Annotated in this window: 12 protein-coding genes; 8 read left to right on the top strand and 4 right to left on the bottom strand. The window is 71.8% G+C overall.

Annotated features, from left to right (window positions below):
- Window positions 1-113 precede the first annotated feature (113 nt).
- Window positions 114-2,288 (top strand): molybdopterin oxidoreductase family protein, encoded by a 2,175-nt coding sequence (locus tag ACFO0B_RS18065; RefSeq protein WP_378613631.1) that lies wholly within the window; start codon window positions 114-116, stop codon window positions 2,286-2,288.
- A gap of 183 nt (window positions 2,289-2,471) precedes the next feature.
- On the top strand, window positions 2,472-3,089 hold the full coding sequence (locus tag ACFO0B_RS18060; protein ID WP_378613630.1) for a pyridoxamine 5'-phosphate oxidase family protein: 618 nt from the start codon (window positions 2,472-2,474) through the stop codon (window positions 3,087-3,089).
- On the opposite strand, the gene ACFO0B_RS18055 is transcribed toward ACFO0B_RS18060, so the two are convergent.
- Window positions 3,076-3,531: a GtrA family protein gene (locus ACFO0B_RS18055; RefSeq protein ID WP_378613629.1), complete on the bottom strand. Its 456-nt coding sequence runs from the start codon at window positions 3,529-3,531 to the stop codon at window positions 3,076-3,078. The two genes, ACFO0B_RS18060 and ACFO0B_RS18055, sit on opposite strands and share 14 nt — an antisense overlap.
- A gap of 81 nt (window positions 3,532-3,612) precedes the next feature.
- Between ACFO0B_RS18055 and ACFO0B_RS18050 the strand changes: the two genes are divergently transcribed.
- The 5 genes from ACFO0B_RS18050 to ACFO0B_RS18030 all read left to right on the top strand — a co-directional run bounded on the left by ACFO0B_RS18050 (window position 3,613) and on the right by ACFO0B_RS18030 (window position 11,935).
- Entirely contained in the window at window positions 3,613-5,067 is a 1,455-nt protein-coding gene (locus tag ACFO0B_RS18050) for an FAD-binding oxidoreductase (RefSeq protein WP_378613628.1), read from the top strand.
- Window positions 5,064-5,843 carry a decaprenylphospho-beta-D-erythro-pentofuranosid-2-ulose 2-reductase gene (locus ACFO0B_RS18045; protein ID WP_378613627.1) on the top strand — a complete coding sequence of 260 codons (780 nt, stop codon included), beginning with the start codon at window positions 5,064-5,066 and terminating at the stop codon, window positions 5,841-5,843. Before ACFO0B_RS18050 ends, ACFO0B_RS18045 begins: the two co-directional genes overlap by 4 nt.
- 112 nt (window positions 5,844-5,955) lie before the next feature.
- Entirely contained in the window at window positions 5,956-8,037 is a 2,082-nt protein-coding gene (locus tag ACFO0B_RS18040; protein ID WP_378613626.1) for a galactan 5-O-arabinofuranosyltransferase, read from the top strand.
- Window positions 8,038-8,186: 149 nt separating this feature from the next.
- On the top strand, window positions 8,187-11,609 hold the full coding sequence (locus ACFO0B_RS18035; protein WP_378613625.1) for an arabinosyltransferase domain-containing protein: 3,423 nt from the start codon (window positions 8,187-8,189) through the stop codon (window positions 11,607-11,609).
- A 164-nt stretch (window positions 11,610-11,773) separates the two neighbouring features.
- Entirely contained in the window at window positions 11,774-11,935 is a 162-nt protein-coding gene (locus ACFO0B_RS18030; protein WP_169811444.1) for a hypothetical protein, read from the top strand.
- A 116-nt stretch (window positions 11,936-12,051) separates the two neighbouring features.
- Here the strand turns inward: ACFO0B_RS18030 and ACFO0B_RS18025 are convergent, their stop codons facing one another.
- Window positions 12,052-15,354, bottom strand: a complete 3,303-nt coding sequence (locus ACFO0B_RS18025; RefSeq protein ID WP_378613623.1) for an arabinosyltransferase domain-containing protein — start codon at window positions 15,352-15,354, stop codon at window positions 12,052-12,054.
- Between the two features lie 177 nt (window positions 15,355-15,531).
- Here ACFO0B_RS18025 and ACFO0B_RS18020 point away from each other — a divergent pair, with 177 nt between their 5' ends.
- Window positions 15,532-16,029 carry a peptidylprolyl isomerase gene (locus ACFO0B_RS18020; protein WP_378613622.1) on the top strand — a complete coding sequence of 166 codons (498 nt, stop codon included), beginning with the start codon at window positions 15,532-15,534 and terminating at the stop codon, window positions 16,027-16,029.
- 52 nt (window positions 16,030-16,081) lie between these two features.
- On the opposite strand, the gene ACFO0B_RS18015 is transcribed toward ACFO0B_RS18020, so the two are convergent.
- Window positions 16,082-17,626, bottom strand: coding sequence for an acyl-CoA carboxylase subunit beta (locus ACFO0B_RS18015; protein WP_378613621.1), 1,545 nt, complete (start codon window positions 17,624-17,626; stop codon window positions 16,082-16,084).
- Window positions 17,626-23,040 carry a polyketide synthase Pks13 gene (gene pks13 / locus ACFO0B_RS18010; RefSeq protein ID WP_378613620.1) on the bottom strand — a complete coding sequence of 1,805 codons (5,415 nt, stop codon included), beginning with the start codon at window positions 23,038-23,040 and terminating at the stop codon, window positions 17,626-17,628. Before pks13 ends, ACFO0B_RS18015 begins: the two co-directional genes overlap by 1 nt.
- Window positions 23,041-23,149 lie beyond the last annotated feature (109 nt).

Raw genomic sequence — 23,149 nt, 5'->3', positions numbered from 1 at the left:
CGGTGTCCGCACCGCTGAGGAACTCCCCACCTCGGCACCGCGGGCACCGGTCGTTCGCGTCGGTATTGAGAGAAATTCCCGTCGTTCCTCTCACGATGGACGATGATGGGGGTATGGCTGCGAGCTCGAACACCAGGAACCTGCTGCGCACCTGCCCGCTCTGCGAGGCGGTGTGCGGTCTGCAGATCACGCTCGATCAGGACGACCACGTGGTCGCCGTCCGCGGCGATCGGGAGGATCCGTTCAGCAGGGGATTCCTCTGCCCGAAGGGCGCCAGCCTCGGGCAGCTCGACGAGGACCCCGACCGGGTCACCGAGCCGCTGATCCTGGACCGGGCCACCGGCCTCCGGCGCACCGCGACCTGGGACGAGGCATTCACCCTGATCGCCGAGCGGATCCCGGCCATCGCCGCCGAGCACGGCAGCCAGGCCACCGCGGTCTACCTCGGCAACCCCAACGCGCACACCGTCGCCGGGGCGCTCTACGCGCCCGCGCTGATCCGGGCGCTCGGCACCAAGAACCTCTTCTCCGCCAGCACCGCAGACCAGATGCCGAAGCAGCTGGCCAGCGGGTTGCTCTTCGGCGACCCGCTCGCGGTGGCGGTGCCCGACCTGGACCGCACCGGCTACCTGCTGATGCTCGGCGCCAACCCGCTGGAGTCGAACGGCTCCGTCTGCACCGCACCGGATTTCCCCGGCAGGCTCGAGGCACTGCGGGAGCGCGGTGGCAGGCTGGTCGTTGTCGACCCGCGGCGCACGAGGACCGCGGAGATCGCCGACGAGCACCTCTTCATCCGTCCCGGCAGCGACGCCTACCTGCTCTTCGGCATCGTGCAGACGCTCTTCGCCGAGGAGCTCGTCGAGGTCACGGTGCCGGTCAACGGGCTGGACGAGGTGCGCGCGGCGGCCGCGGAGTTCACCCCGGCCGCGGTGCAGCGCCGCACCGGCATCCCCGCCGAGACCGTGGTCCGGCTCGCCAGGGAGCTCGCCGCCGCGCCGAACGCCGTGGTGTACGCCCGAATCGGCACCTGCACCGCCGAGTTCGGCACGCTCACCCAGTGGCTGGTGGACGTGCTGAACGTGCTCACCGGCAACCTCGACACCCCCGGCGGCGCCATGTTCGCCACCGGTGCCGCGCTCGGCATCGTGCGCAGCAAGCCGTTCCGCCCCGGCCGCTGGCGCAGCCGGGTGCGCGAGCTGCCGGAGGCCATGGGCGAGATCCCGGTGGCGACGCTGGCCGACGAGATCACCACCCCCGGCGACGGGCAGATCCGCGCGCTGGTGACGGTCGCGGGCAACCCGGTGCTCTCCGCGCCGAACGGGCCGCGGCTCGACTCCGCCTTCGCCGGGCTGGAGTTCATGGTGAGCGTCGACCGCTACGTGAACGAGACCACCAGGCACGCCGACGTCATCCTGCCTCCCCCGCGCACCCTGCAGTCGCCGCACTACGACTTCGCGCTGCTGCAGTTCGCGGTGCGCAATTACACCAGGTACTCGCGGCCGCTGGTGCCGCTCGGTGACCGGCCGTCGGAGTCCGAGGTGGTCGCCCGGCTGGCGGCGGCGGTCTCCGGGCAGCCGCACGGACCGGAGGCGCTGGCCGCGCTGGACGAGTTCGTGATCGCGGGCATGCTGCACCGGGCCGGGCTGGACGAGCGGCGGCCGGAACTCCAGGGGCTGACCAGCACCGAGCAGCGGATCGACCTGATGCTCCGGCTCGGCCCCTACGGCGCGTGGAACGGCGGGACGCTGGAGCTGAACACGCTGCTCGAACAGCCACACGGCATCGACCTCGGCCCGCTGCGGCCGCGGCTCCCCGACATCCTGCGCACCGCGTCGAAGCGGGTCGAGCTGGCGCCGCCGGAGCTGCTCGCCGATACTGAGCGGCTGCGCGCCGCGCTCACCGCGGCCGCGCCGGACGTGGTGCTGATCGGCCGCAGGCACCTGCGCTCGAACAACAGCTGGATGCACAACCTGCCCCGGCTGGTCAGCGGCACCAACCGCTGCACCCTGCACATCCACCCGGACGACGTGGCCCGGCTCGGGCTCGGCGAGCACGCGGTGGTGAAGTCGGCGGCGGGCGCCGTGACGGTGCCGCTGGAGCCGACCGAGGCGATCATGCCCGGGGTGGTCAGCCTGCCGCACGGCTGGGGCCACGGCGGCAGCGACCAGGGGGTCGCGCGCGAGCACGCCGGGGTGAGCGCGAACATCCTCACCGACGACTCGGTGCTGGACGTGCCGTCCGGCAATGCCGTCTTCAACGGGGTCCCGGTTTCGCTCACCCCCGTGTGAACCCCGCGAATACCAACCGGTTCACCAGAAAAAACTGAATTCGCCTGCCCGGCGCCCGCAAATTCTCGGAAAACCCTTGTGCACGAGCATTTCTGCAGAGACATACCTCGCATTCCGGTGAGCGCCGGGTGGGGTTTTCCCTAAACTGGTCGACGTTTTCGTTCGACGACCGGAGGGGGCGCCATGCCTGGTTCTCGACACGGCAGCGACGGGGAGCGCGACCTCCAGCAGCAGTACGGCAGTACCACCAGGGCCGAGCGCTTCTACGACGAGCAGGTGCTCGACCACCTGAACCCGGCGATGATCGGGTTCATCGCGAAGATGGATATGGCGTTCATCGCGACCGCCGACCGAAAAGGCGAATGTGATTCCAGTTTCCGGGCGGGGGTGCCCGGATTCCTGCACGTGGTGGACGAGCGCACCGTCGCCTACCCCGAATATCGCGGGAACGGCGTCATGGCGAGCCTCGGCAATATCCTGGAAAATCCGCACGTCGGCATCATGCTGCTGGATTTCGTGCACGACCTGATCGGGCTGCACATCAACGGCAGCGCGCACATCGTCGAGGACGACGTGCTGCGGCCGCGCGTGCCCGACCTGCCCGCCCAGCACAGGGGCCGGGTGGCCGAGCGCTGGGTGGTGGTCGACGTCGAGGAGGCCTACATCCACTGCCGCAAGCACATCCCGCACCTGGTTCCGGCGGACCGGGAGCTGCGCGACTGGGGCACCGACAACGTCAGGGCCAAGGGCGGTGACTACTTCGGCGCCAAGGCGAACCGGAGCGCGCTCAGCGGATCTTGAAGATGACCGCCCGCTGCACCACGAAGTTGATCACGGTCGCGGTGCCCTGGGCGACGACGAACGCCAGGACCAGGGTGACCAGGTTGTCGTCGAGCCAGCGGTTGATCAGCGAGTTGATCCCCACCTGCACCGCGAAGGTGACGGCGTAGAGCAGGACGACCGCGAGGAAGCGGAGGCGGCTGGGCGGGGCCTGGAAGGTCCAGCGGCGGTTGATCAGGTAGGCGGTGGTGGTGCCCGCGATGAAGCCGATCGCCTTGGCGGCGTCCAGCGGCAGCCCGGCCGCCTTGTAGAGCAGGACATAGAGCCCGAAGTCGACCACCGCCGACAACGCGCCGGTGAGCACGAACCGGATGATCTGCGTCTTCAGGTCGACGTCGGTGCCGCCCGGCTCGTCGACCAAGGGCAGCTCGGCGGGCAGCGGGAGGTGCGGTTCGGCTGACACGGGGAGAGCCTAACCCTGTCGTACCGAGGAGTACGACAGACGCGGATCGACCCCGTTGGCCTACCTGTAGCCTCTATGCCGATGTCCACGAACGCTCCGACCGCCACCACACCGTCCACCGGTACCGGCAGCGCCGGTGACGCCGTCGAACTGCCGACGCGCACCCGCTCGCTGACCGGGTGGGGTCGCACCGCACCCACCTCATCCGAAGTGCTCTCCACGGGCGATCCCGAGGTGATCGCCAAGGCCGTTGCCCTGGTCGCCGCGGACAACGACGGCAAGCCCGCACACCTACGCCGCGGCGTCATCGCGCGCGGCCTCGGCCGCTCCTACGGCGACAACGCGCAGAACGCGGGCGGGCTCGTCGTCGACATGACCGCGCTGAACAAGATCCACCGGATCGACCGCGATTCCCGGCTGGTCGACGTCGACGCGGGCGTGAATCTGGACCAGCTCATGAAGGCCGCGCTTCCCTTCGGCCTCTGGGTCCCGGTGCTGCCCGGCACCAGGCAGGTGACGATCGGCGGCGCCATCGGCTCCGATATCCACGGCAAGAACCACCACAGCGCGGGCAGCTTCGGCAACCACGTGCGCTCGATGGAGCTGCTCACCGCCGACGGCACCGTGCAGACGGTGACGCCGGAGCAGAATCCGCAGCTCTTCTGGGCCACCATCGGCGGCTGTGGGCTCACCGGCATCATCCTGCGCGCGACCATCGAGATGACGCCGACCGAGACGGCCTACTTCATCGCCGACGGCGATGTGACCGCCGGGCTGGACGAGACCATCGCGTTCCACAGCGACGGGTCCGAGGATCGGTACGAGTACAGCTCGGCCTGGTTCGACGCCATGAGCCCGGAGCCGAAGCTCGGCCGCGCCGTCATCTCGCGCGGCTCGCTGGCCAAGCTCGACGAGCTGCCCAGGAAGCTGCGGAAGAACCCGCTCGGCTTCACCGGCAAGACCTTCCTCACCTTCCCCGACCTCTTCCCGAACGGGCTGCTGAACAAGCAGACCTTCGCGCTGGCGACCGAGGTCTGGTACCGCAAGGGCGCCACCTACCGGGACAAGCCGCAGAATCTCACGGCCTTCTACCACCCGCTCGACATGCTCGGCGAGTGGAACCGCGCCTACGGCTCGCGCGGCTTCCTGCAGTACCAGTTCGTGGTGCCGCCGGAGGCGGTGGCGGAGTTCAAGCAGATCCTGGTCGACATCCAGCGCAGCGAGCACTACTCGTTCCTGAACGTGTTCAAGTACTTCGGCGCGGGCAACCAGGCGCCGCTGAGCTTCCCGATGCCGGGCTGGAACGTCTGCCTCGACTTCCCCATCAGGGCCGGGCTGAACGACTTCGTCACCGAGCTGGACCGCCGCGTCCTGGAATTCGGCGGCAGGCTCTACACCGGCAAGGACTCGCGGACCACCGCGGCGACCTTCCACCAGATGTACCCCCGGATCGACGAGTGGATCGCGGTCCGCCGGAGCGTCGATCCCACGGGCGTTTTCATGTCGGACATGGCGAGAAGGCTGGAGCTCCAGTGATCAATGCCGTTGGCAACCCGCAGACCATCCTGCTGCTCGGCGGAACCTCCGAGATCGGGCTCGCGATCTGCGTGGAGTACCTGAAGAAGGGGCCGGCCCGGATCGTGCTGGCCGCGCTGCCGAACGACCCGCTGCGCGACAGCGCGGTGGCCCAGCTGAAGGCCGCGGGCGCGACCGGGGTCGACCTGGTCGACTTCGACGCCCTCGACACCGACAGCCACCCCAAGGTGATCGACGCGGCGTGGGACGGCGGCGACGTCGACGTGGCCATCGTGGCGTTCGGGCTGCTCGGCAATGCCGAGGAGCTGTGGCAGAACCAGCGCAAGGCGGTGCAGATCGCCGGCATCAACTACACCGCGGCGGTCTCCGTCGGCGTGCTGCTCGGCGAGAAGATGAAGGCGCAGGGGTTCGGGCGGATCATCGCCATGTCCTCGGCCGCAGGCGAGCGGGTGCGCCGCTCGAACTTCGTCTACGGCTCGACCAAGGCCGGGCTGGACGGCTTCTACCTCGGCCTCGGGGAGGCGCTGCGGCCGCACGGCCCGCGCGTGCTGGTGATCCGGCCCGGGCAGGTGCGGACCACGACCACCGTCAACCACTGGGCGGAGACCGGGGCCAAGGAGGCGCCGTTCACCGTGGACAAGGAGCAGGTGGCCGCGCTCGCGGTGGCCGCGTCGGAGAAGGGCAAGGAGCTCATCTGGGCGCCGGGCACCTTCCGCTACGTGATGTCGGTGCTGCGGCACGTCCCGCGGCCGATCTTCCGCAAGCTGCCCATCTAGCCCGGTATCCGGCCGCGCGGTCGAGCGCGGCGAGCCTCCTCCCGGCCGCACCGTCGCTTCGTGGCGGTGCGGCCGAGCCGTAAGTACCGGCCCCGTCGAACGGAGCGCACCGTTGACCAGCAGCCCCCTGGTGATTCTCGCCCGCCGCGCCGCGTCGGGCGCGGGCAACGCGCTGCTCGCCGCGGTGGTGGCCGCTGTCGTGGCCGCGCTGCAGCTGGTCGCGTTCGCGCTGGTCGAGTGGCCCGCGTTCAACTCGTCGAATGTCACGCGGGCGCTCACCACGGTGGGGCAGGTCGGTGCTGCCGTACTGCTCGTCGCCGCTGTCGTGCTGCTCCGGCGGCACCGGCTGCCCTGGCTCGCGAAGCTGCTCTCCTGGGCGGGGATCTCGACCTTCGTCACGGTCACGCTCGGGATGCCGCTGGCCGCGACGAAGCTGTACCTCTTCGGGATCTCGGTGGACCAGGAGTTCCGCACCGAGTACCTGACCCGGCTCACCGACAGCGCCGCGCTGCGCGACATGACCTATGCCGACCTGCCGCCGTTCTACCCGGCGGGGTGGTTCTGGCTGGGCGGGCGGGTCGCGAACCTGCTCGGCATGGACGGGTGGGAGGTCTTCAAGCCGTACGCCATCGTGGCGCTCGCGGTGGCGTCGGTGCTGGCGCTGGTGCTCTGGAGTGAGTTGATCCGGGCCGATCTGGCGGTCGCGGTGACGGCGGCGACGGTCGCGCTCACGCTCGCGTACGCCGCGCCGGAGGCGTACAGCGCCGTGCTCGTCGTGCTGATCGCGCCCGCGCTGGTGCTGGCCTGGGGTGCGCTGCACCGGCCCGGACCGCGCGGCTCCTCCGCCGGTGGGTGGGGTGCGGTGCTCGGCACCGGGCTGTTCCTCGGGCTGTGCGCGACGTTCTACACGCTGTACGCGGCGCTGGCGGCGTTCGCGGTGGGGCTCATGGGGTTGCTCGCGGCGTGGTCCGCGGTGCGGGCTCGCCGGGCCGAGGGGAAGGGCCTGCGCGGCAGGCGCAGCGTCCGCTCGGCGGCTGCGGCGCCGCTGCCGACATCGGCGCGGGCCGACGGCGCTTCCGCCGCGGGCGCGGCGCGGGCCGACGGCGACTCGCGGGCGGCCGGTCACGGTGTCGGCCCACATCCCCTCCCCGCAGGTGGGGCGTGGCGGGCCGCGGTGCCGCCGCTCGGCCGGCTGGCGGTGATCGCCGGGATCTCCGCGCTGGTGGCGCTGCTCGTCTGGACCCCCTACCTGCTCGAAGCCGTGACCGGCGAGGTCGCCCTGGGCGGCGGCGCCTTCCACTACCTGCCCGAGGCCGGGGCCGAACTTCCGCTGCCCATGGCCGAGTTCTCGCTGCGCGGCGCGCTCTGCCTGCTCGGCCTGATCTGGCTGGTGGTCCGGTCCGGTTCGTCGCGGCGGGCGCAGGCGCTCGGCATCGGCGTCGCCGCGGTGTACCTGTGGACGCTGCTCTCCATGCTGGCGACCGTGGCGGGCACGACCCTGCTCTCGTTCCGGCTCGAGCCGATCCTGCTCGTCCTGCTCGCGGCGGCGGGGACATTCGGCTTCTTCGAGGGCGCGCGCGCCGTCTACCGGGCACTGAACGAGCCGGAGCGGTTCCGCGCGGTCGCCGTCGCGGTGGGGCTGGCGGGTGCGCTCGCCTTCGCGCAGCAGATCCCGCACGTGCTCGCCGCCGAGATCACCACCGCCTACACCGACACCGACGGCGACGGCAACCGCGCCGACAAGCGTGACCCCTCCGCGGTCACGCACTACCGGCAGATCGACGAGGAGCTGCGCGCACAGACCGGTCGCGCCCCCGCCGACACCGTGCTGCTCACCGCGGACACCAGCTTCCTCGCCTACTACCCGTACTTCGGCTTCCAGGGGCTGACCTCGCACTACGCCAACCCGCTCGCCGATTTCGCCGGCCGCGCCGCCGCCATCGAGCGCTGGAGCGAACTGGAGACCCCCGCCGAGCTGCTCGCCGCGCTCGACGCCGCGCCGTGGCGCGCGCCGGACGCCTTCCTCTTCCGCCGCGGCGGCGACGGCTACACCCTGCGGCTGGCCGCCGACGTCTACCCGAACGATCCGAACGTGCGCCGCTACACGGTGAGTTTTCCCGCCGAACTCTTCGCCGACCCGGCCTTCACGGTCACCGATATCGGCCCGTTCACGCTGGTCACCGTCGCGCGCTGAGGTTTTCGCCCGACTGCGCCGAGCGGTGCCGGCCGGGCCGGTACCGACGCGCTGCGCGCCGGCGCGGAGCCGGTGGCGGTGGCCGACGCGCGGGTTCGGGACGTGCGCGCCATCGGTGCCGCCGCGGGCGGTCTATAGCATCAACGACCGTGCGACCGGACCGACCCACCGCTGCGTTCACCCGCTATCGCCTGATCGCCCTCGTCTCCGGGCTGCTCGGGTTCGTACTCGCCCTGCTCACACCGGTACTGCCGGTGCGCCAGGACGCGACGACGCTGGACTGGCCGCAGCCGGGGGCGGCCTCGGTCGAGGCGCCGCTAGTCTCCTACGTCCCGCTGCGCCTGGACGCCACGCTCCCCTGCGCACTGCTCGGCGCGGCGCCCGAGGCGGATCGAACCCCCGCCCCGGACGGCGCCTCGCTGCCCGGTGGCGCGGGGTCAGGCAACCCGGCTCCGCCTAGCGGAACCGGCGAGCAGGGCGGCGCCGGGCGGGAGCAGGCGGCGCCGGGCGACAGCACCGCGGTGGACAACGCGACCGGGACAGCCGCGCCGGAGCAGGGCACGACGCTGCTCGCCACGATTCCCCCTGCTTCGCCGGACGCGAGCGCCAAGGGCCTCACGGTGACCGTCCGGGACGGCACCCTCTCCGTGCTGCTGCGCGACGTCCCCATGCTCGCGGCCCCGGTGGCCGAGATCCAGGGCTGCACCGCGATCACCGCGACGGTGGACGACGAAGCCGCGACGGTCGAGTTCACCGGCGCGACGCGGGCCGACGGAACCGCGTTCCGCAACACCGTCACCCGCGACATCCGCCCGCAACTGGTCGGCGTCTTCACCGACCTCGACGAGCGGCAGCTCACCGGCGCGAACCTGCACGCCGAGCTCGACTCGCGCTTCACCTCCAGCCCGTCCCCGCTCAAGCTGGCGGTCATGGTGCTCGCCCTGCTCGCCACCGTGGTCGCGCTGGTCGCGCTGCACTTCCTGGACACCGCCGACGGCCGCAGCGCCCGCCGCGTGCTCCCCGCGCACTGGTGGCGGTTCAGCATCGCCGATGCCGCGGTGCTCGGCACGCTGTTGCTCTGGCACGTGATCGGCGCCAACACCTCCGACGACGGCTACATCCTGAACATGGCCCGGGTTTCGGAGAAGTCCGGGTACCTGGCGAACTACTACCGCTGGTTCGGGGTGCCGGAGGCGCCGTTCGGCTGGTCCTACGAGGTGCTCGCCTGGATGGCGAAGATCTCCACCTCCAGCCCGTGGATGCGGCTGCCCGCGCTGCTGGCAGGCATCGTCTGCTGGCTGGTGATCAGCCGCGAGGTGCTGCCCCGGCTCGGCGCGCGGGTCCGGCGCAACCGCGTCGCGCTGTGGACCGCGGGGCTGGTCTTCCTCGCCTTCTGGCTGCCCTACGACAACGGCCTGCGCCCGGAGCCGCTGATCGCCGCGGGTGCGCTGCTCACCTGGTGCTCCATCGAGCGCGCCATCGCCACCGGCCGGCTGCTTCCGGCGGCGCTCGGCGTGCTGATCGCCGCCTTCTCGCTGGCCGCCGGGCCGACCGGGCTGATCTGCCTGGCGGCGCTGCTCGCCGGTTCCCGCCCCGCGCTGGTGGTGCTGGTCCGCAAGGTGCGCGGCTCGGACCCGGTCGGCCGGGCAGGCACCGCGCTGCGCTACCTCGCCTACGGCGCGCCGATCCTGGCCGCCGGCACCGCGGTGCTGGTCGTGGTCTTCGCCGACCAGACCATGGCGACGGTGCGCGAGGCCACCCGGGTGCGCACCGAGGTGGGGCCGAACGTGGCCTGGTTCGACGAGCGCACCCGCTGGGACTCGCTGCTCATGCTCGCCCCGGACGGCTCGCTCGCGCGCCGCTTCGGAGTCCTGCTCATGCTGCTCTGCCTGCTGGTCTGCGTGCTGCAGGTGCTGCGCAAGAACGGCATCCCCGGCACCTCGCGCGGGCCGTCGGTGCGGATTCTCGGCATCGTCTTCGGCGCGCTGCTGCTCATGATGTTCACCCCGACCAAGTGGACGCACCACTTCGGCGTCTACGCCGGGCTGGCCGCCTCGCTGGCCGCGCTGGCCGCCGTCGCGGTCGGCGTGAACGGGATCAGACAGACCCGCAACCGCGCGCTCTTCGCCGCGGCGGTGCTCTTCGTGCTCGCGATCACCTTCACCGGGTCGAACGGCTGGTGGTACGTCTCCAGCTACGGCGTTCCCTGGTGGGACAAGGCGCCGCTGGTGGCGGGCAAGGGGCTCTCCACGCTGTTCCTCGGGCTGGCCGGCGTCGCGCTGCTGGTCGCGGCGCGGGCGCACTACCGCTCGCCGTTCCGCCCGGCGGGCACGCCGGGCCGCTTCGATCGGCTGGCATCGGCGCCGCTCACCGTCGCGGCGGCGCTGCTCGTGCTCTTCGAGGTGGCCTCGCTGCTCAAGGGCGCGGCCGGGCAGGCGCCCGCCTACAGCATCGCGCTCTCCAATGCCCGCGCGCTGGCCGGGCAGCCCTGCGCGCTCGCCGACGAGGTGCTGGTCGAGACCGACACCGCCGATTCGGTGCTGCTCCCGATCACCGGCTCCGCCGCCGACGGCCTTGCCGCGAAGAACACCGGCTTCACCCCGGACGGCGTCGCGGCCGATCTCACCGCGGACGCCGAGGAGACCTCGAGCGGCGGCGCCAACTCGGTGGACGGCGGCGCCGAGAACAAGACCACCAACACCACGGGGGCGGGCACCGGCGGCGGCGTCTCCGCACAGACCGGGATCAACGGCAGCGCGGTGGCGCTGCCCTTCGGCCTCGACCCGGCCCGCACCCCGGTGCTCGGCAGCTTCCAGGGCGGCGTGCAGCAGCAGGCGTCGCTCACCACCGAGTGGTACGGCCTGAACCTCGGCGACAGCATGCGCCACGACCCCGCGTACCGGACGCTGGTGATCACCGCGGCGGGCCGGATCCGCTCGGTCGACGCCGACGGCGTCAGCACCTACGGCTCGGACCTGAAGCTGGAGTACGGGGTGCGCGACGGGGATTCGGTGCGCACGCTCGGCTCGGTGCTTCCGCTCGACATCGGGCCGTCGCCGTCCTGGCGGAACCTGCGGGTGCCGCTGGACGAGATCCCCTCGGAGGCGAACGCGGTGCGGCTGGTCGCGGTGGACAACGACATCACCCCGAAGCAGTGGCTCGCCGTCACCCCGCCCCGGCTGCCCGCGCTTGCGACGCTGAGCAGCGTGGTCGGCACAACCGACCCGGTGCTGCTGGACTGGCACGTCGGGCTGGCGTTCCCGTGCCAGCGGCCGTTCGACCACGCGAACGGGGTCGCGGAGGTGCCGCGCTGGCGCATCCTGCCGGACCGGGTCGGCTCGGACGCCTCCAATGCCTGGCAGGACGATATCGGCGGCGGCCCGCTCGGCTGGACCGGGCTGCTGCTGGACGCACAGACCGTGCCGACCTACCTGGACAGCGACTGGGGCCGGGACTGGGGCGCGCTGGAGCGCTTCACCCCGCTCGACCCGGCCGCGGTGCCCGCGACGGTCTCGGTCACCGAGGTGACCCGCTCCGGGCTCGCCGCGGAGGCGCCGATCCGGTCGCGGTAGCGGGGGGAAAACCGTTGCCGGAGCGAACGTTCCACACAGGGTGCGAAGGCTCCGGTGACACTTCCGCTACCGTCCTGGCAGGTCGCCGGGCAGGGTTTCGCATCTTCGCAGCCGCGCGCCGGATTGCCCGGCGAACTTCCGAATGGATACGTACCCTGACCCGTATGACCACGGAATTCGATGACATGGAGCTGCGCGACCTCGTCGGATTGCTGAACGAGGAGGAGCAGCGCGAACTGCGCCCCGCCGTGCTGCGGATGCTGTCCAAGCTCCCTCCCCAGGAAGTACTCCGCCGGGAATTGGGGCGGCGGTTGACCAAGGTCTAGACACTGCGCGCCCGGTTACCCGGGCACATCGAACGAACCGACGAAGGCCGTCGGGGAGGCGCTGAACCAGCGTCGCCCGACGGCCTTCGTCGTGTCGATACCTGCCCCACCGGCGGCTACTGCGCGAACACCCGCAGCGGGCCGGGGGTCCAGAGCCCGGACCGGCTCACGGTGCCGGTCCGCAGCTGCGCCGGGACCGCCGAGCGGTACTGGTCGTAGCGCTCCAGCGAACCCCAGTCGCGGGCCCAGTCGTTCTCCAGGTAGGTGGGCACCGTGGTGGAGCGGGCCAGCATCTGCGAGAAGCCGAGCGGGCCGCCGAACTCCTGCGCCTGCCAGGTGTTGGTCGAGCTGATCGCCAGTGGCCGGTCCGGCAGGATGCGGTAGTTCGGCACCTCGGCGACGCCGTACTCGTGATCGAACGGGCGCTGGCAGGGGAACTGCAGCCCGACCGCCCAGTCGAGCAGGATCGGCTGCTCGCGGCCGAGGTAGCCGTTCAGCGAGCGCAGCTCCGGCATCCGGGGCGGGGTGAAGGCCAGCCACTGGTCGCCGATCAGGATCGGGTCGTTGGCCACGATGCGGACCGCGTCGGCCTCCGGCGCGATCTCGTCCAGCGGCACCCGCAGGTTGCGCCAGGACGGGAACGGGCCGATGTCGCGCGGCAGGTAGGTGCCGAGCTGCTGCACGGTGCCGTCCGGCTGCCGCTTGCCGTAGTCGACGGTGAGCGACTGGCCGTACTTCATGGCGCCGGTGTCGTCGTAGGAGAGGATCCGGCCAGCGGCGGTGATCACGACCAGCGGGCGCTCCGCGGAGCGCGGCGCCAGCTGGTACCAGCTGGAGGTCAGGTTGGCCGGCTGCTGCACGCCCTCCTGGTAGCTGCCGAGCACCGGGGTGCTCGCCGGGTCGAGGCCGTAGGGCAGCGCCACGGTGCTGCCGTTGACGCCGAGCGCGCCCTGGCCGCCGCCGGTGCCCGCGCTCTCGCCCTCGGCGAAGGCGGCGCCGACCGACTGGGTCGATGTGTTGCCGGTGCCCGGCTTGACCTCGACGCTGTCCGCGGAGAGGTCGTCCGGCACGCCGTTCGGGTCGAAGCCCACCGGGTTCGCGCCTGCCAGCGGGTCGGTGGCCGGGTTCGCCGGGTCGGCGATGGGCTCCAGCCTGCCGCCGTTCGGATCCGGCTCGACCAGCACGTCGTTGGCGAGGCCGCAGATGTCGCCGCTCAGCGCGTCGATGTTGCCGCGGGCCAGCGAGTACCCCGGGTACTGCGAGACCGCGCCCTTCGCCAGCGACCCCACCTCGATCAGCACCATGAGCGCGGCGACGACGGTGAGCGGGATGGCGGCGAACCGGCGGATCCGCTGCCCGCGCGCGGAGCGCGGTGAACTGGGCGGTTTGGCGTACCCCTCGCGCAGCGAGAGCCAGGCCACCAGCGCCAGCGCGGCGCCGAAGAGCACCAGCATGAGCGTGTTGGACTGGAAGCCGGAGAGCGAGATCCGCTTGTCGAACCACGGGACGCCGAAGCTGGAGACGTACCAGTAGCCGTTGATCCCGGAGAACGAGATCGCCAGCACGAAGAGCAGCCCGGCCAGGAAGATCGCGCGGTTCTTCCGCGCCCGCAGCGCCGATGCCGAGACCGCGACCGCGGTGACCGCCGCCAGCGAGCCCGCGATCCCCGCGTAGGCGCCGAAGTGGTGCGTCCACTTGGTCGGGTTGAACATCATGAAGAAGATGGTCCCGAAGACGATGCCCATGAGCCGCCAGGTCGGCGCCGCCGCGATGCCGGGCACCCGGCGCCTGCGCAGCAGCACCAGCATGGTGGTGAAGAGGCAGAGCAGCATCACCAGGAAGGCGAAGCGGCGGGCGAGCGAGCCGTCCACCGTCTCCACGAAGAGGTAGTAGTACCGCAGGTAATCCTCGTACCAGGCCAGGTTCGGGCCGGTGGCCTGGCGCACCCGGTTCGCCTCCTGGATGCCTGCGAAGGTCTGGTCGCTGTAGACGACGGTGAGCACGAGCAGCCCGGCGGCCGCTATCGGCGCGAGCAGCGCGGCCGTCGCGGCGAGGCTGCCGCCGAGCCTGCGCCTGGTGCGCACCGCGATCCGGACCATCGGGCGGATGCCGGCGAGCAGCGCGGCCACGCACATGAGCCCGGTCGGCGCGGCGGCGAGGGTGAAGGCGGCGATCAGGATCGCGATGGCGGCGGGCAGCAGCCTGCCGGTCGCCACCGCGCGCTCGATCGAGACCCAGGTGAGCAGCGCGCCGAGCGCGACGATCGGCTCCGAGCGCAGGCCGTTGTCGAACGGCAGCCAGAAGGCGAGGAAGACGAGTCCGCCGGTCCACAGCGCGACCCGGCTGGTCCGCACGCCGCGGCCGAGACGGGGCACGACCTCGCGGCTGATCACCATCCAGCACAGGATCGCGCAGAGCAGCGCGGGCACCCGGACCCACGGGCTGGCCGTCGAGATCTCGGAGAACACCTGGATGACGTAGTAGTACCAGCCGAACGGCGCCTCCGGGACGCCGAACCAGCGGAAGTAGTTGGCCATGTACCCGGCGTCCGGGGCCACCCGCACCATGCTCAGGATGTAGCCGTCGTCGGAGGTGTTGGCGCCGATGAAGTGCCAGACAACGAGGGTGCCGATCACGGCGCCGTCGGCGAGGGTCGGCTTCAGCCAGTTGCGCGGCAGGAAGCGGCGATGGCCGCGGCCGTCGCTGCCGTCCAGCCGGGCCAGCGCGCCGAGCGCGAGCAGCGTGAGCAGCACCGCGCCGATCATCGCGCTCAGCTTGATCCAGGTGGGGCTGGTGCTGAACCTGGTGTCGACGTCCATGTCGAAGGAGAGCCCGGCGGGGACGTCGCCGCGCAGGTCGGTGAAGACGCCGACCACCTGCGGGCGCAGGTCACCGGTGAGCGTGCCCCCCACCGGCTTGCCCTCCGGGGTGAGCAGCCCGTCGAACACCGCCGTGGTGGCGTCGATGTCCGAGCCGATCACGATCGTGCCGCACTCCGCCATCCGAGCGCGCTCCGCCGTCGCGACCACCGCGTTGCGGTCGATCACGTCGACCGCGGTCTCCGAGACCCGGACGAAGAGCGACTCCAGCGCGGCCCCCGTCCCCTGCGGGGGCGCCGTCGCCAGCAGCATCCCGCCCTGCGGCGGGAGCTGCTCCACCGCCGAGCACGGAATCGTGGCCCGCACCTCCAGCGGCACCTGCGACATGAGCGGCGCCTGCACACTCTCCACCGACCCGCCCTGCGGCCACTGCAGCGCCGCCGTCGTCTGCGTCACCGGCAGGAACGGCGTCGCCAGCGCCAGCAGCGCACCGAGCACACCGGCGATCAGCGCGATCAGGCGCGCGATGCGGTAGTCCTGCGGCGCGACCTGGGGCGCGGCGGGGGGCTTCGTCAAGACAGCGGTAGCGGGGTCGGGCACGGTTGGCAATGCTAACCGCCCGCGTGTCGGCGCGGGCGCGCGCTCGCCCTCAATATGCGGCAGTTGTCCACAGGGGTGCGGGCTGGGGATGAATCAGCAGCGGTACTTGCGCGCGACACCGGGAACATGACGGCCCCTGATACACGACCGGGGGCGCGGAGATGGAAAGCTGGGGGTATGACCAAGGTGAATCTCGAGACCAACCACGGGCCCATCGTGCTGGAGCTGGACGAGGCCAAGGCGCCGGAGAGCGCGCGCAACTTCATCGAGTACGTGAAGGCCGGGCACTACGACGGCACCATTTTCCACCGCGTCATCCCGGGCTTCATGATCCAGGGCGGCGGGTTCGAGCCGGGTCTGCAGCAGAAGCCGACCCAGGCCCCGATCCAGAACGAGGCGGGCAACGGGCTGAAGAACCTCAAGTACACCGTCGCCATGGCGCGGACCAACGATCCGCACTCGGCCACCGCGCAGTTCTTCGTGAACGTGTCGGACAACGACTTCCTCAACCACTCCGCGCCTGCCGGTCAGGGCTGGGGCTACGCGGTGTTCGGCAAGGTCGTCGAGGGCACCGAGGTGGTGGACGCGATCGCAGGCGTCGCCACCGGCAACGCGGGCCCGCACCAGGATGTGCCGAAGACGGACGTGGTCATCCAGAAGGCCACCCTCGTCTGATCGAGAAACCCGGATCGGCCCGCCCCGGAATCCCGGTGGCGGGCCGATCGCGTCAGAGCGGGAGCAGGTGGTGCTTGCGCGGGCTGGGCGCGACCTTCTTGTCCGCCAGTAGTCTCAGCGCCTTGCGCAGCTCCAGCCGGGTGGCCGACGGCTCGATCACCGCGTCGACGTAGCCGCGCTCGGCCGCCACCCACGGCGTCGCCATGGTGGCGTTGTAGAAGTCGATCATCTGCTGCCGGATCGCGGCGCGCCGGTCCTCGGGAGCCGCGGCGATCTGCTTGCCGCCGATCAGGCTGACCGCGCTCTCCGCGCCCATGACGGCGATCCGCGCGGTCGGCCAGGCCAGATTGACATCGGCGCCGAGCTGCTTGCAGCCCATGACGGCGTAGCCGCCGCCGTACGCCTTGCGGATCACCACGGTCACCTTGGGCACGCTGGCCTCGACGAAGGAGAAGAGGAAGCGCCCGCCGCGCTTGATCACGCCGATCTTCTCCTGCTCGACACCGGGCAGGAAGCCTGGAGTGTCGACGACGAAGACCAGCGGCAGGCCGTAGGCGTCGCAGATCCGGACGAAGTGCGCGGCCTTGTCCGAGGCGCGGGCGTCGAGCGCGCCCGCGTAGACCATCGGCTGGTTCGCCACGACGCCGACGCTGCGGCCGTCCACCCTGGCGAAGCCGGTGATGACATTGCGCCCGGCCGAGGCGCCGAACTCGTGGAAGTCGCCGTCGTCGAAGATGCGCAGCAGGATGTCGTGCATGTCGTAGCCTGCGTTGTCGGAGTCCGGCATGATCGCGTCCAGCTCGCGGTCGCTGGAGGTGACCTCCGGCTCCATCCCCGGGTTCACCACCGGCGGCCGCTCGGTGCAGCTGGTCGGCAGGAAGCCGAGGTAGCGGCGCACCCACTCGAAGGCGGCGGGCTCGTCCTCGGCGACGTGGTGAATATTGCCGTACTCGGCCTGGCTGTGCGCGCCGCCGAGCTCCTCCAGGCTGACGTCCTCGCCGGTGACCTCGCGGATCACCTTCGGCCCGGTGACGAACATGTACGCCTCTTCGGTGGCGACGACGACGTCGGTGTTGATCGGCGCGTACACCGCGCCGCCCGCGCACTTGCCGAGAATCATCGAGACCTGCGGCACCAGCCCGGAGAGCGGCTCCTGCCTGCGGCCCAGCTCGGCGTACCAGGCCAGCGAGGTCACCGCCTCCTGCACCCTGGCGCCGCCGGAGTCGTTGATGCCGACCACCGGGCAGCCGACCCTGGCCGCGTACTCCATGAGGTGGGTGACCTTGCGGCCGAACATCTCGCCGACCGACCCGCCGTACACGGTCTGGTCGTGCGAGAACACCGCCACCGGCCTGCCGTCGACCAGGCCGTGCCCGGTGACGACGCCGTCGCCGTAGAGCGCCTCCGGATCGCCCGGTTTGCGCACCAGCGCGCCGATTTCCACGAAGGTGCCCGGATCGACCAGCATGCCGATTCGATCCCGCGCGCTCGGAATCCCCTTCTTCGCGCGCTTGGCCACACCCGCTTCACCCGCCGGCTCCTGCGCCAGCTCCAATCGCTTGCGCAGGTCGGCGAGTTTCTCGGCGGTGTTGGTCACTAGTCCCCTTTCGACTTCTCGATGACGTCGAGCCGGGCGCTGAGGTCGGCGCCGATCCGGCCGACCCGCGGCTCGTCGATGATCTGCAGGTGATCGCCGGGGATCTCGATGACGTCGAGGTTCGACAGGTACTCGCCCCAGCCGCCGTTCGGCTTGCGCTCGGCGTAGCGCGGCTCCAGCTCGATCATGCCGTCGTGGTAGCGGTCGGCGAGGTAGAGCACGACGTCACCGTCGTACCGGATCGGCTGCATGCCTGCCAGGTGCCTGCCCTCGATCCAGGAGGTGCGCTGGTGCTCCAGCACGCCGCCGGGGATCTTGGCGCCGCTCAGCTTGATGAGCTGGCCGACGATCGTGTACTGCTCGTCGTCCGAGGCATCGGCCAGCTCGCGCAGCTGCTCCTCCGGCAGGTCGCCGTCGATGCCGTAGGTCTTGCGGGCGAACTCCTGGTAGCGCTGGATGCGGCGCACCCGCTCGTCCGGGCTGTTGTCCTCCGGCTCGGCCGGGATGGCCAGGTCGATCAGCCCGACCAGCCGGACGTCGGCGCCCTCGTCGCGCAGCAGCCTGGCCACCTGCAGCGCGAAGACCGCGCCCAGCGACCAGCCGTACAGCACGTAGGGGCCGTCGCCCTGGATCTTGCGCAGCTCGGGCAGGTACTGCCTGGCCCGCTCCTCGATATTGCCCTCGACCCGCTCGAAGCCGTACATCGGCGTCTCCGCGGGCAGCCGCTTGAGCAGCGGCTCGTAGACCAGGGTGTTGCCGCCGGAGGGGTGGAAGACGAAGACCGGCACCGCGGCCGAGCCCTCGGTCTTCGTGCGCAGCGGGCGGATGAAGCCCTCCACGTCGGCGCCGGTGTCCTGCAGATTCCGGACGACGTCGGCGAGCTGCTCGATGCTCTCGCAGTCGAGCACGTCGTCCACCGTGACCTCGGCCTTGATCCGCTCGGTGAGCCGGGTGGCCAGCTTCTCGGCGGTGTCGGAGTCCAGGATCGGCAGGGTGTCGAAGATGCCGCCGGGGGACGTGCCGGTGACCAGGGCCCAGGTGGCGTAGGTGAGCCGCTCGGCGGCGTCACGCGGCGGTACGCCCTCCTCGTCGGAGGGGTCGGCGGGCTCCGGCGTCCGGGCGGGTTCGGCGGCCTGCTTCGACGCGGCCGCCGGACTCGGCGCGGTGGCGGGCGCGGCAGTCGCCGGGGTGGTGCCGCCCGCATGCTCGACGGCATCCGCGGCGTCGGCGGCGCGCGCGGCCGTGTCCGAGGCGGAGGCCGTCACCGCCGGCATCTCGGTCGGCGCGGTCTGCGCGGGCGGGGTCGCCGCGGCCAGCGGATCTTCCCCCGCCGCCAGCGCGGCCCGCGCGGCGGCGACGAGATCGCCGCCGACCTCGAGCTCGCCCTCGCCCGCCGCCTGCCGGTCGGCGATGGCCTGCACCTCGTCGCGGTGGTCGATGGCGTAGCGCAGCACCTTGCCGACCTCGCGCAGGCTGGCGTCGCGCACCGCGGCCAGCTGCAGCTGCGGGATGTCGAACTCGTACTCGACCCGGTTCTTGATCCGCATGGCCATGAGCGAGTCCAGCCCGAGTTCCATGAGCGGGATCTCCATGGGCAGGTCCTCGACCGCGTACCCCATGGACTCCGCCGCGATGGTGGCGAGCCGATCTTCCAGCGGCTGCTCACCGTTCGGGTCCCAGCGGTCGCCGAAACTCTCGGCCACCTCGATATCGGGCGCGGCGGCGGGCGCGGGCGCGAGGGTGTTCGCGGGCAGCGGCAGCCCGGAGGTGACGACGGCGTCCAGCACCAGCCGGAACGCGCTGCCCTCCTTCGCGTGCACCTGCACCGACGCCCCGCCGGGGTGCGGGGTGAGCGTGGTGGTCAGCGACCCCGAGCCGGGCAGCGCGCCGTGCGCCTGCGCGGCGCCGAGCGCCGGATCGGCGAGCACCTGCGCGGCCGCGGCGGTGACCAGTGCGGCGGCGTCGGTGACGGTGCCCGCGGGCACCTCCCAGACGTGCCTGCCGTCCGGCAGCGCGACGTGCGCGCCGGGCACGCCCGACGGCCCGGAGACCCGGATGGCGGCCTTGGGCCAGTACTGCTTGCGCAGGAACGAGGTGCGCGGGATGTCACCGAAGCCGCCCGCGGGCAGCAGCGTCGCGAGGTTCACCCGGTGCCCGTGCACGTAGAGCTGGGCGAAGGCGCCGAGTACGCCCGCCGACTCGTCTTCCTTGCGCTTGAGCGTCGGGATCAGCTGGGCGTCGTGCAGCCCGGCCGCGAAGGTGGTGCCGAGCACCTGCATGAGCGCGACCGAGTTCGGCGCCAGCTCCAGGAAGGTGCTGTGCCCGGCGTCGACGGCGAGCTTGACGGCATTGGTGAAGTACACGCTGTGCCGCATGTTCTTCACCCAGTAGGCCTCGTCGTGCACCGGGTCGCTCCCGGCCCGGAAGAACTGCTCCTTGTGCACGGTGGAGTAGAGACCGGCGCGCAGCGCGGTCGGCTCGAGCCCGGCCAGCTCGGCGGCGAGCTCGCCGAGCAGCGGATCCATCTGCGAGGTGTGGCCGGCGCCGCGGGTGGGCAGCACCCTGGCGAACTTGCCCGCCTCCTCGACCTTCGCCACGATCGCGGCGATCTGCGCCTGCGGGCCGCCGACCACGGTGTTCGTCGGCGCGGCGTACACCGCGACCTCGACGTCCGGGTAGTCCTGCAGCAGATCGGCGACGTCGGCGGCGCTGAGCTCGACGAGCGCCATGTTGCGCACGTCGTCATCGGTGATCATGGCCTCGCCCTCGCCCATCAGGCGGGAGCGGGCGCAAATCACGCGCACCGCGTCCTCCAGCGCGAGGCCGCCCGCGATGTAGGCACCGGCCACCTCACCCATGGAGTGCCCGACCACGGCGGCCGGCTCGGCGCCGTGCGCGCGCAGCAGCGCGGCGAGCCCGATCTGGATGGTGAAGATGCCGACCTGCGAGGTGCCGACGTCGTAGTCCTGGCCGTCGTCCAGGAGCAGCTCCCGGATCGAGTACCCCGCCTCGTCCTGCACCAGCTCGTCGACCTCGTCGACGGTCCGGCGGAAGATGGCGTTCTCGGCGTAGAGCTGCTTGCCCATCTTGCGGTGCTGGGCGCCGAAACCGGAGAACACCCAGACGGCGCCCTGCGCGGCGGGGGCGTCGGCGCTGAACACGCCGGGGCCCGGCTTGTTCGCGGCCAGCTGCCGCAGCCCGGCGACGGCCTCGGAGTGCGTCTTGGCCAGCACGACGCCGCGCGAGCGCCAGTGGCTCCGCTTGGCGAGCGCGCGCGCCACGTCGGCGAGCGGGGTGGCCTGCCCGGCCTCGGTCTCCAGCCAGTCCGCGAGCTCGGTGGCGGCGCGGCGGCGGCGCGAGGGGAGGTAGGCGGAGACCGGGAGGATGACCGGGAGCGGTTCCTCGCGCTCGCCGGTCCACTCGGCGGGCTCGGCCGACTCGACCAGGATCTCGGTGGCGGCGGCGATGACGTCATCGCCGGTGGCGGCGGTGACGGAGTCGTCGGTCGCGTCGGCGCCGGACGGCACCGCGCCATCGGGACCCGGCGCGCCTGCGTCGCCCGCGGGCACAGCCGCGCCGTTGGCCGACGGCACCGCGGCATCGTCGGTCGTAGCGCCGACGGCGTCGGTGGTCACGTCGTCCGCCGCGTCGGCGCCGCCGACCGCGACCAGCGGCTGGGCGGCGATCGCGGCGGAATCCGCGGCCTCGGCCGGGGCCGTCGTCCCGGTGGCGGGCACGCCATCCGGGCCGGTGTACTCCTGCAGCACGATGTGCGCGTTGGTCCCGCCGAAGCCGAAGCCGGAGACGCCGACGGTGGCGACGCCGCTGTAGCGCGGGAACGGCGTCGGCTCGTCGACGACCTTCAGGTGCGCCTGCTCGAACGGGATGTACGGGTTGGGCCCGGCGTAGCCGATGTTCGGCGGGAGCACGTCGTTCTGGAACGCCATCAGCACCTTGGCCAGGCTGGCCGCGCCCGCCCCCGACTCCAGGTGCCCGAAGTTGGTCTTCGCCGAGCCGAGCAGCGCGGGCTTGTCGGCGTCCCGGCCGCGGCCGACCACCCGGCCGAGCGCGTCCGCCTCGATCGGGTCGCCGAGCAGGGTGCCGGTGCCGTGCGCCTCGATGTAGTCGACCGAGGAGGGAACGATGCCCGCGTCCCGGTAGGCCCGGCGCAGCACCTCGGCCTGCGCGTCCGGGTTCGGCGCGAGCAGGCCGTTGGAGCGGCCGTCGTTGTTGATGGCCGACCCCTTGACCACGGCGAGGATGCGGTCGCCGTCGCGCTCGGCGTCGGCGAGCCGCTTGAGCACGATCAGGCCCGCGCCCTCGGAACGGACGAAGCCGTCGGCATCCGAGGAGAACGCCTTGACGTGCCCGTCCTTGGCGATCGCGCCGTTCCGGTCGAAGCCGAGGTTGGCGAAGGGCGCGAGGATCATGTTGACGCCACCGGCAAGCGCCAGGTCGGCATCACCGTCGCGCAGCGCGCGCACCGCCTGGTGCACCGCGACCAGGGTGGACGAGCAGGCGGTGTCGATGGCCACCGACGGGCCGGTGAAGTCGAAGAAATACGACACCCGGTTCGAGATGATGCTGCTGACGCTGCCCATGATGGCGTAGGCGTCGGCCGAGGCCGGAACGTTCGGGTCCTTCTGGCCGCCGAGCCCGAGCGCCGCGATCAGCTGGAAGTCGTTGCTGGTAGTGCCGACGAAGACCCCCACGGGGGTGCCGCGCAGCTCGCTCGCCGGAATCCTGGCGTGCTCCAGCGCCTCCCAGGTGAGCTCCATCATGAGCCGCTGCTGCGGGTCGACCCGCTCGACCTCGATCGGCGACATGGCGAAGAACTCCGCGTCGAAGCCCTTCACCACCTCCTGGTCCAGGTAGCCGCCGAGGCTGTTGCTCTCCGCGACGGCCTGCGCGACCTCGGGCTCGCCGAGGAACTCGGACCAGCGGCCTTCGGGCAGCTCGCGGATGGCATCGCCGCGGTTGATGAGGAAGTCCCAGGTCGACTCCGGGGTGTCGCCCGCGCCGGGCAGCCGGGTGGCGAGCCCGACGATGGCGATGTCGTGCGCCGCGCCGGGGCTGTACGAGGTGTAGAAGGCGTCGTCGGTGGTCTCGGCGGGCGCCTCCGGCTCGCCGTTGACGATCCGCTCGGCCAGCGAGGCGATGGTCGGGTGCTGGTAGACCACGGTGGCGGTGAGCAGCACGCCGGTGAGTTCCTCGATGTCGCCGCCGAGGGCGAGCGCGTCGCGCGAGGCGAGGCCGAACTCCTCCATCGGGCGGTCGACGGTGATCTGCTCGACCGGCTGGCCGGTGGCCTCGGCGACCCAGTTGCGCAGCCACTCCCGCAGTTCGGTGACGGAGATGTCGGGCCGCTCCGCGTTGCCGGCCTGCGGGTCGGTGTTGCCCTCGTTGTCAGCCATCAATTCCTCAAGCTACTCGGGTGCGTGCACCGCACCGGGCGAACGCCGGAATCGAGCAGTGCACCGAGGCTCCGGCATACGGGGACGATTCCCGGCGCCGCTGGGGCGC

The sequence above is a fragment of the Nocardia jiangsuensis genome, from assembly GCF_042650385.1.
In the GTDB taxonomy this organism is placed as follows: Bacteria; Actinomycetota; Actinomycetes; order Mycobacteriales; family Mycobacteriaceae; genus Nocardia; species Nocardia jiangsuensis.
Note: the sequence above shows the minus strand (reverse complement) of the source record. Positions and strands in the feature narration are given on the sequence as shown.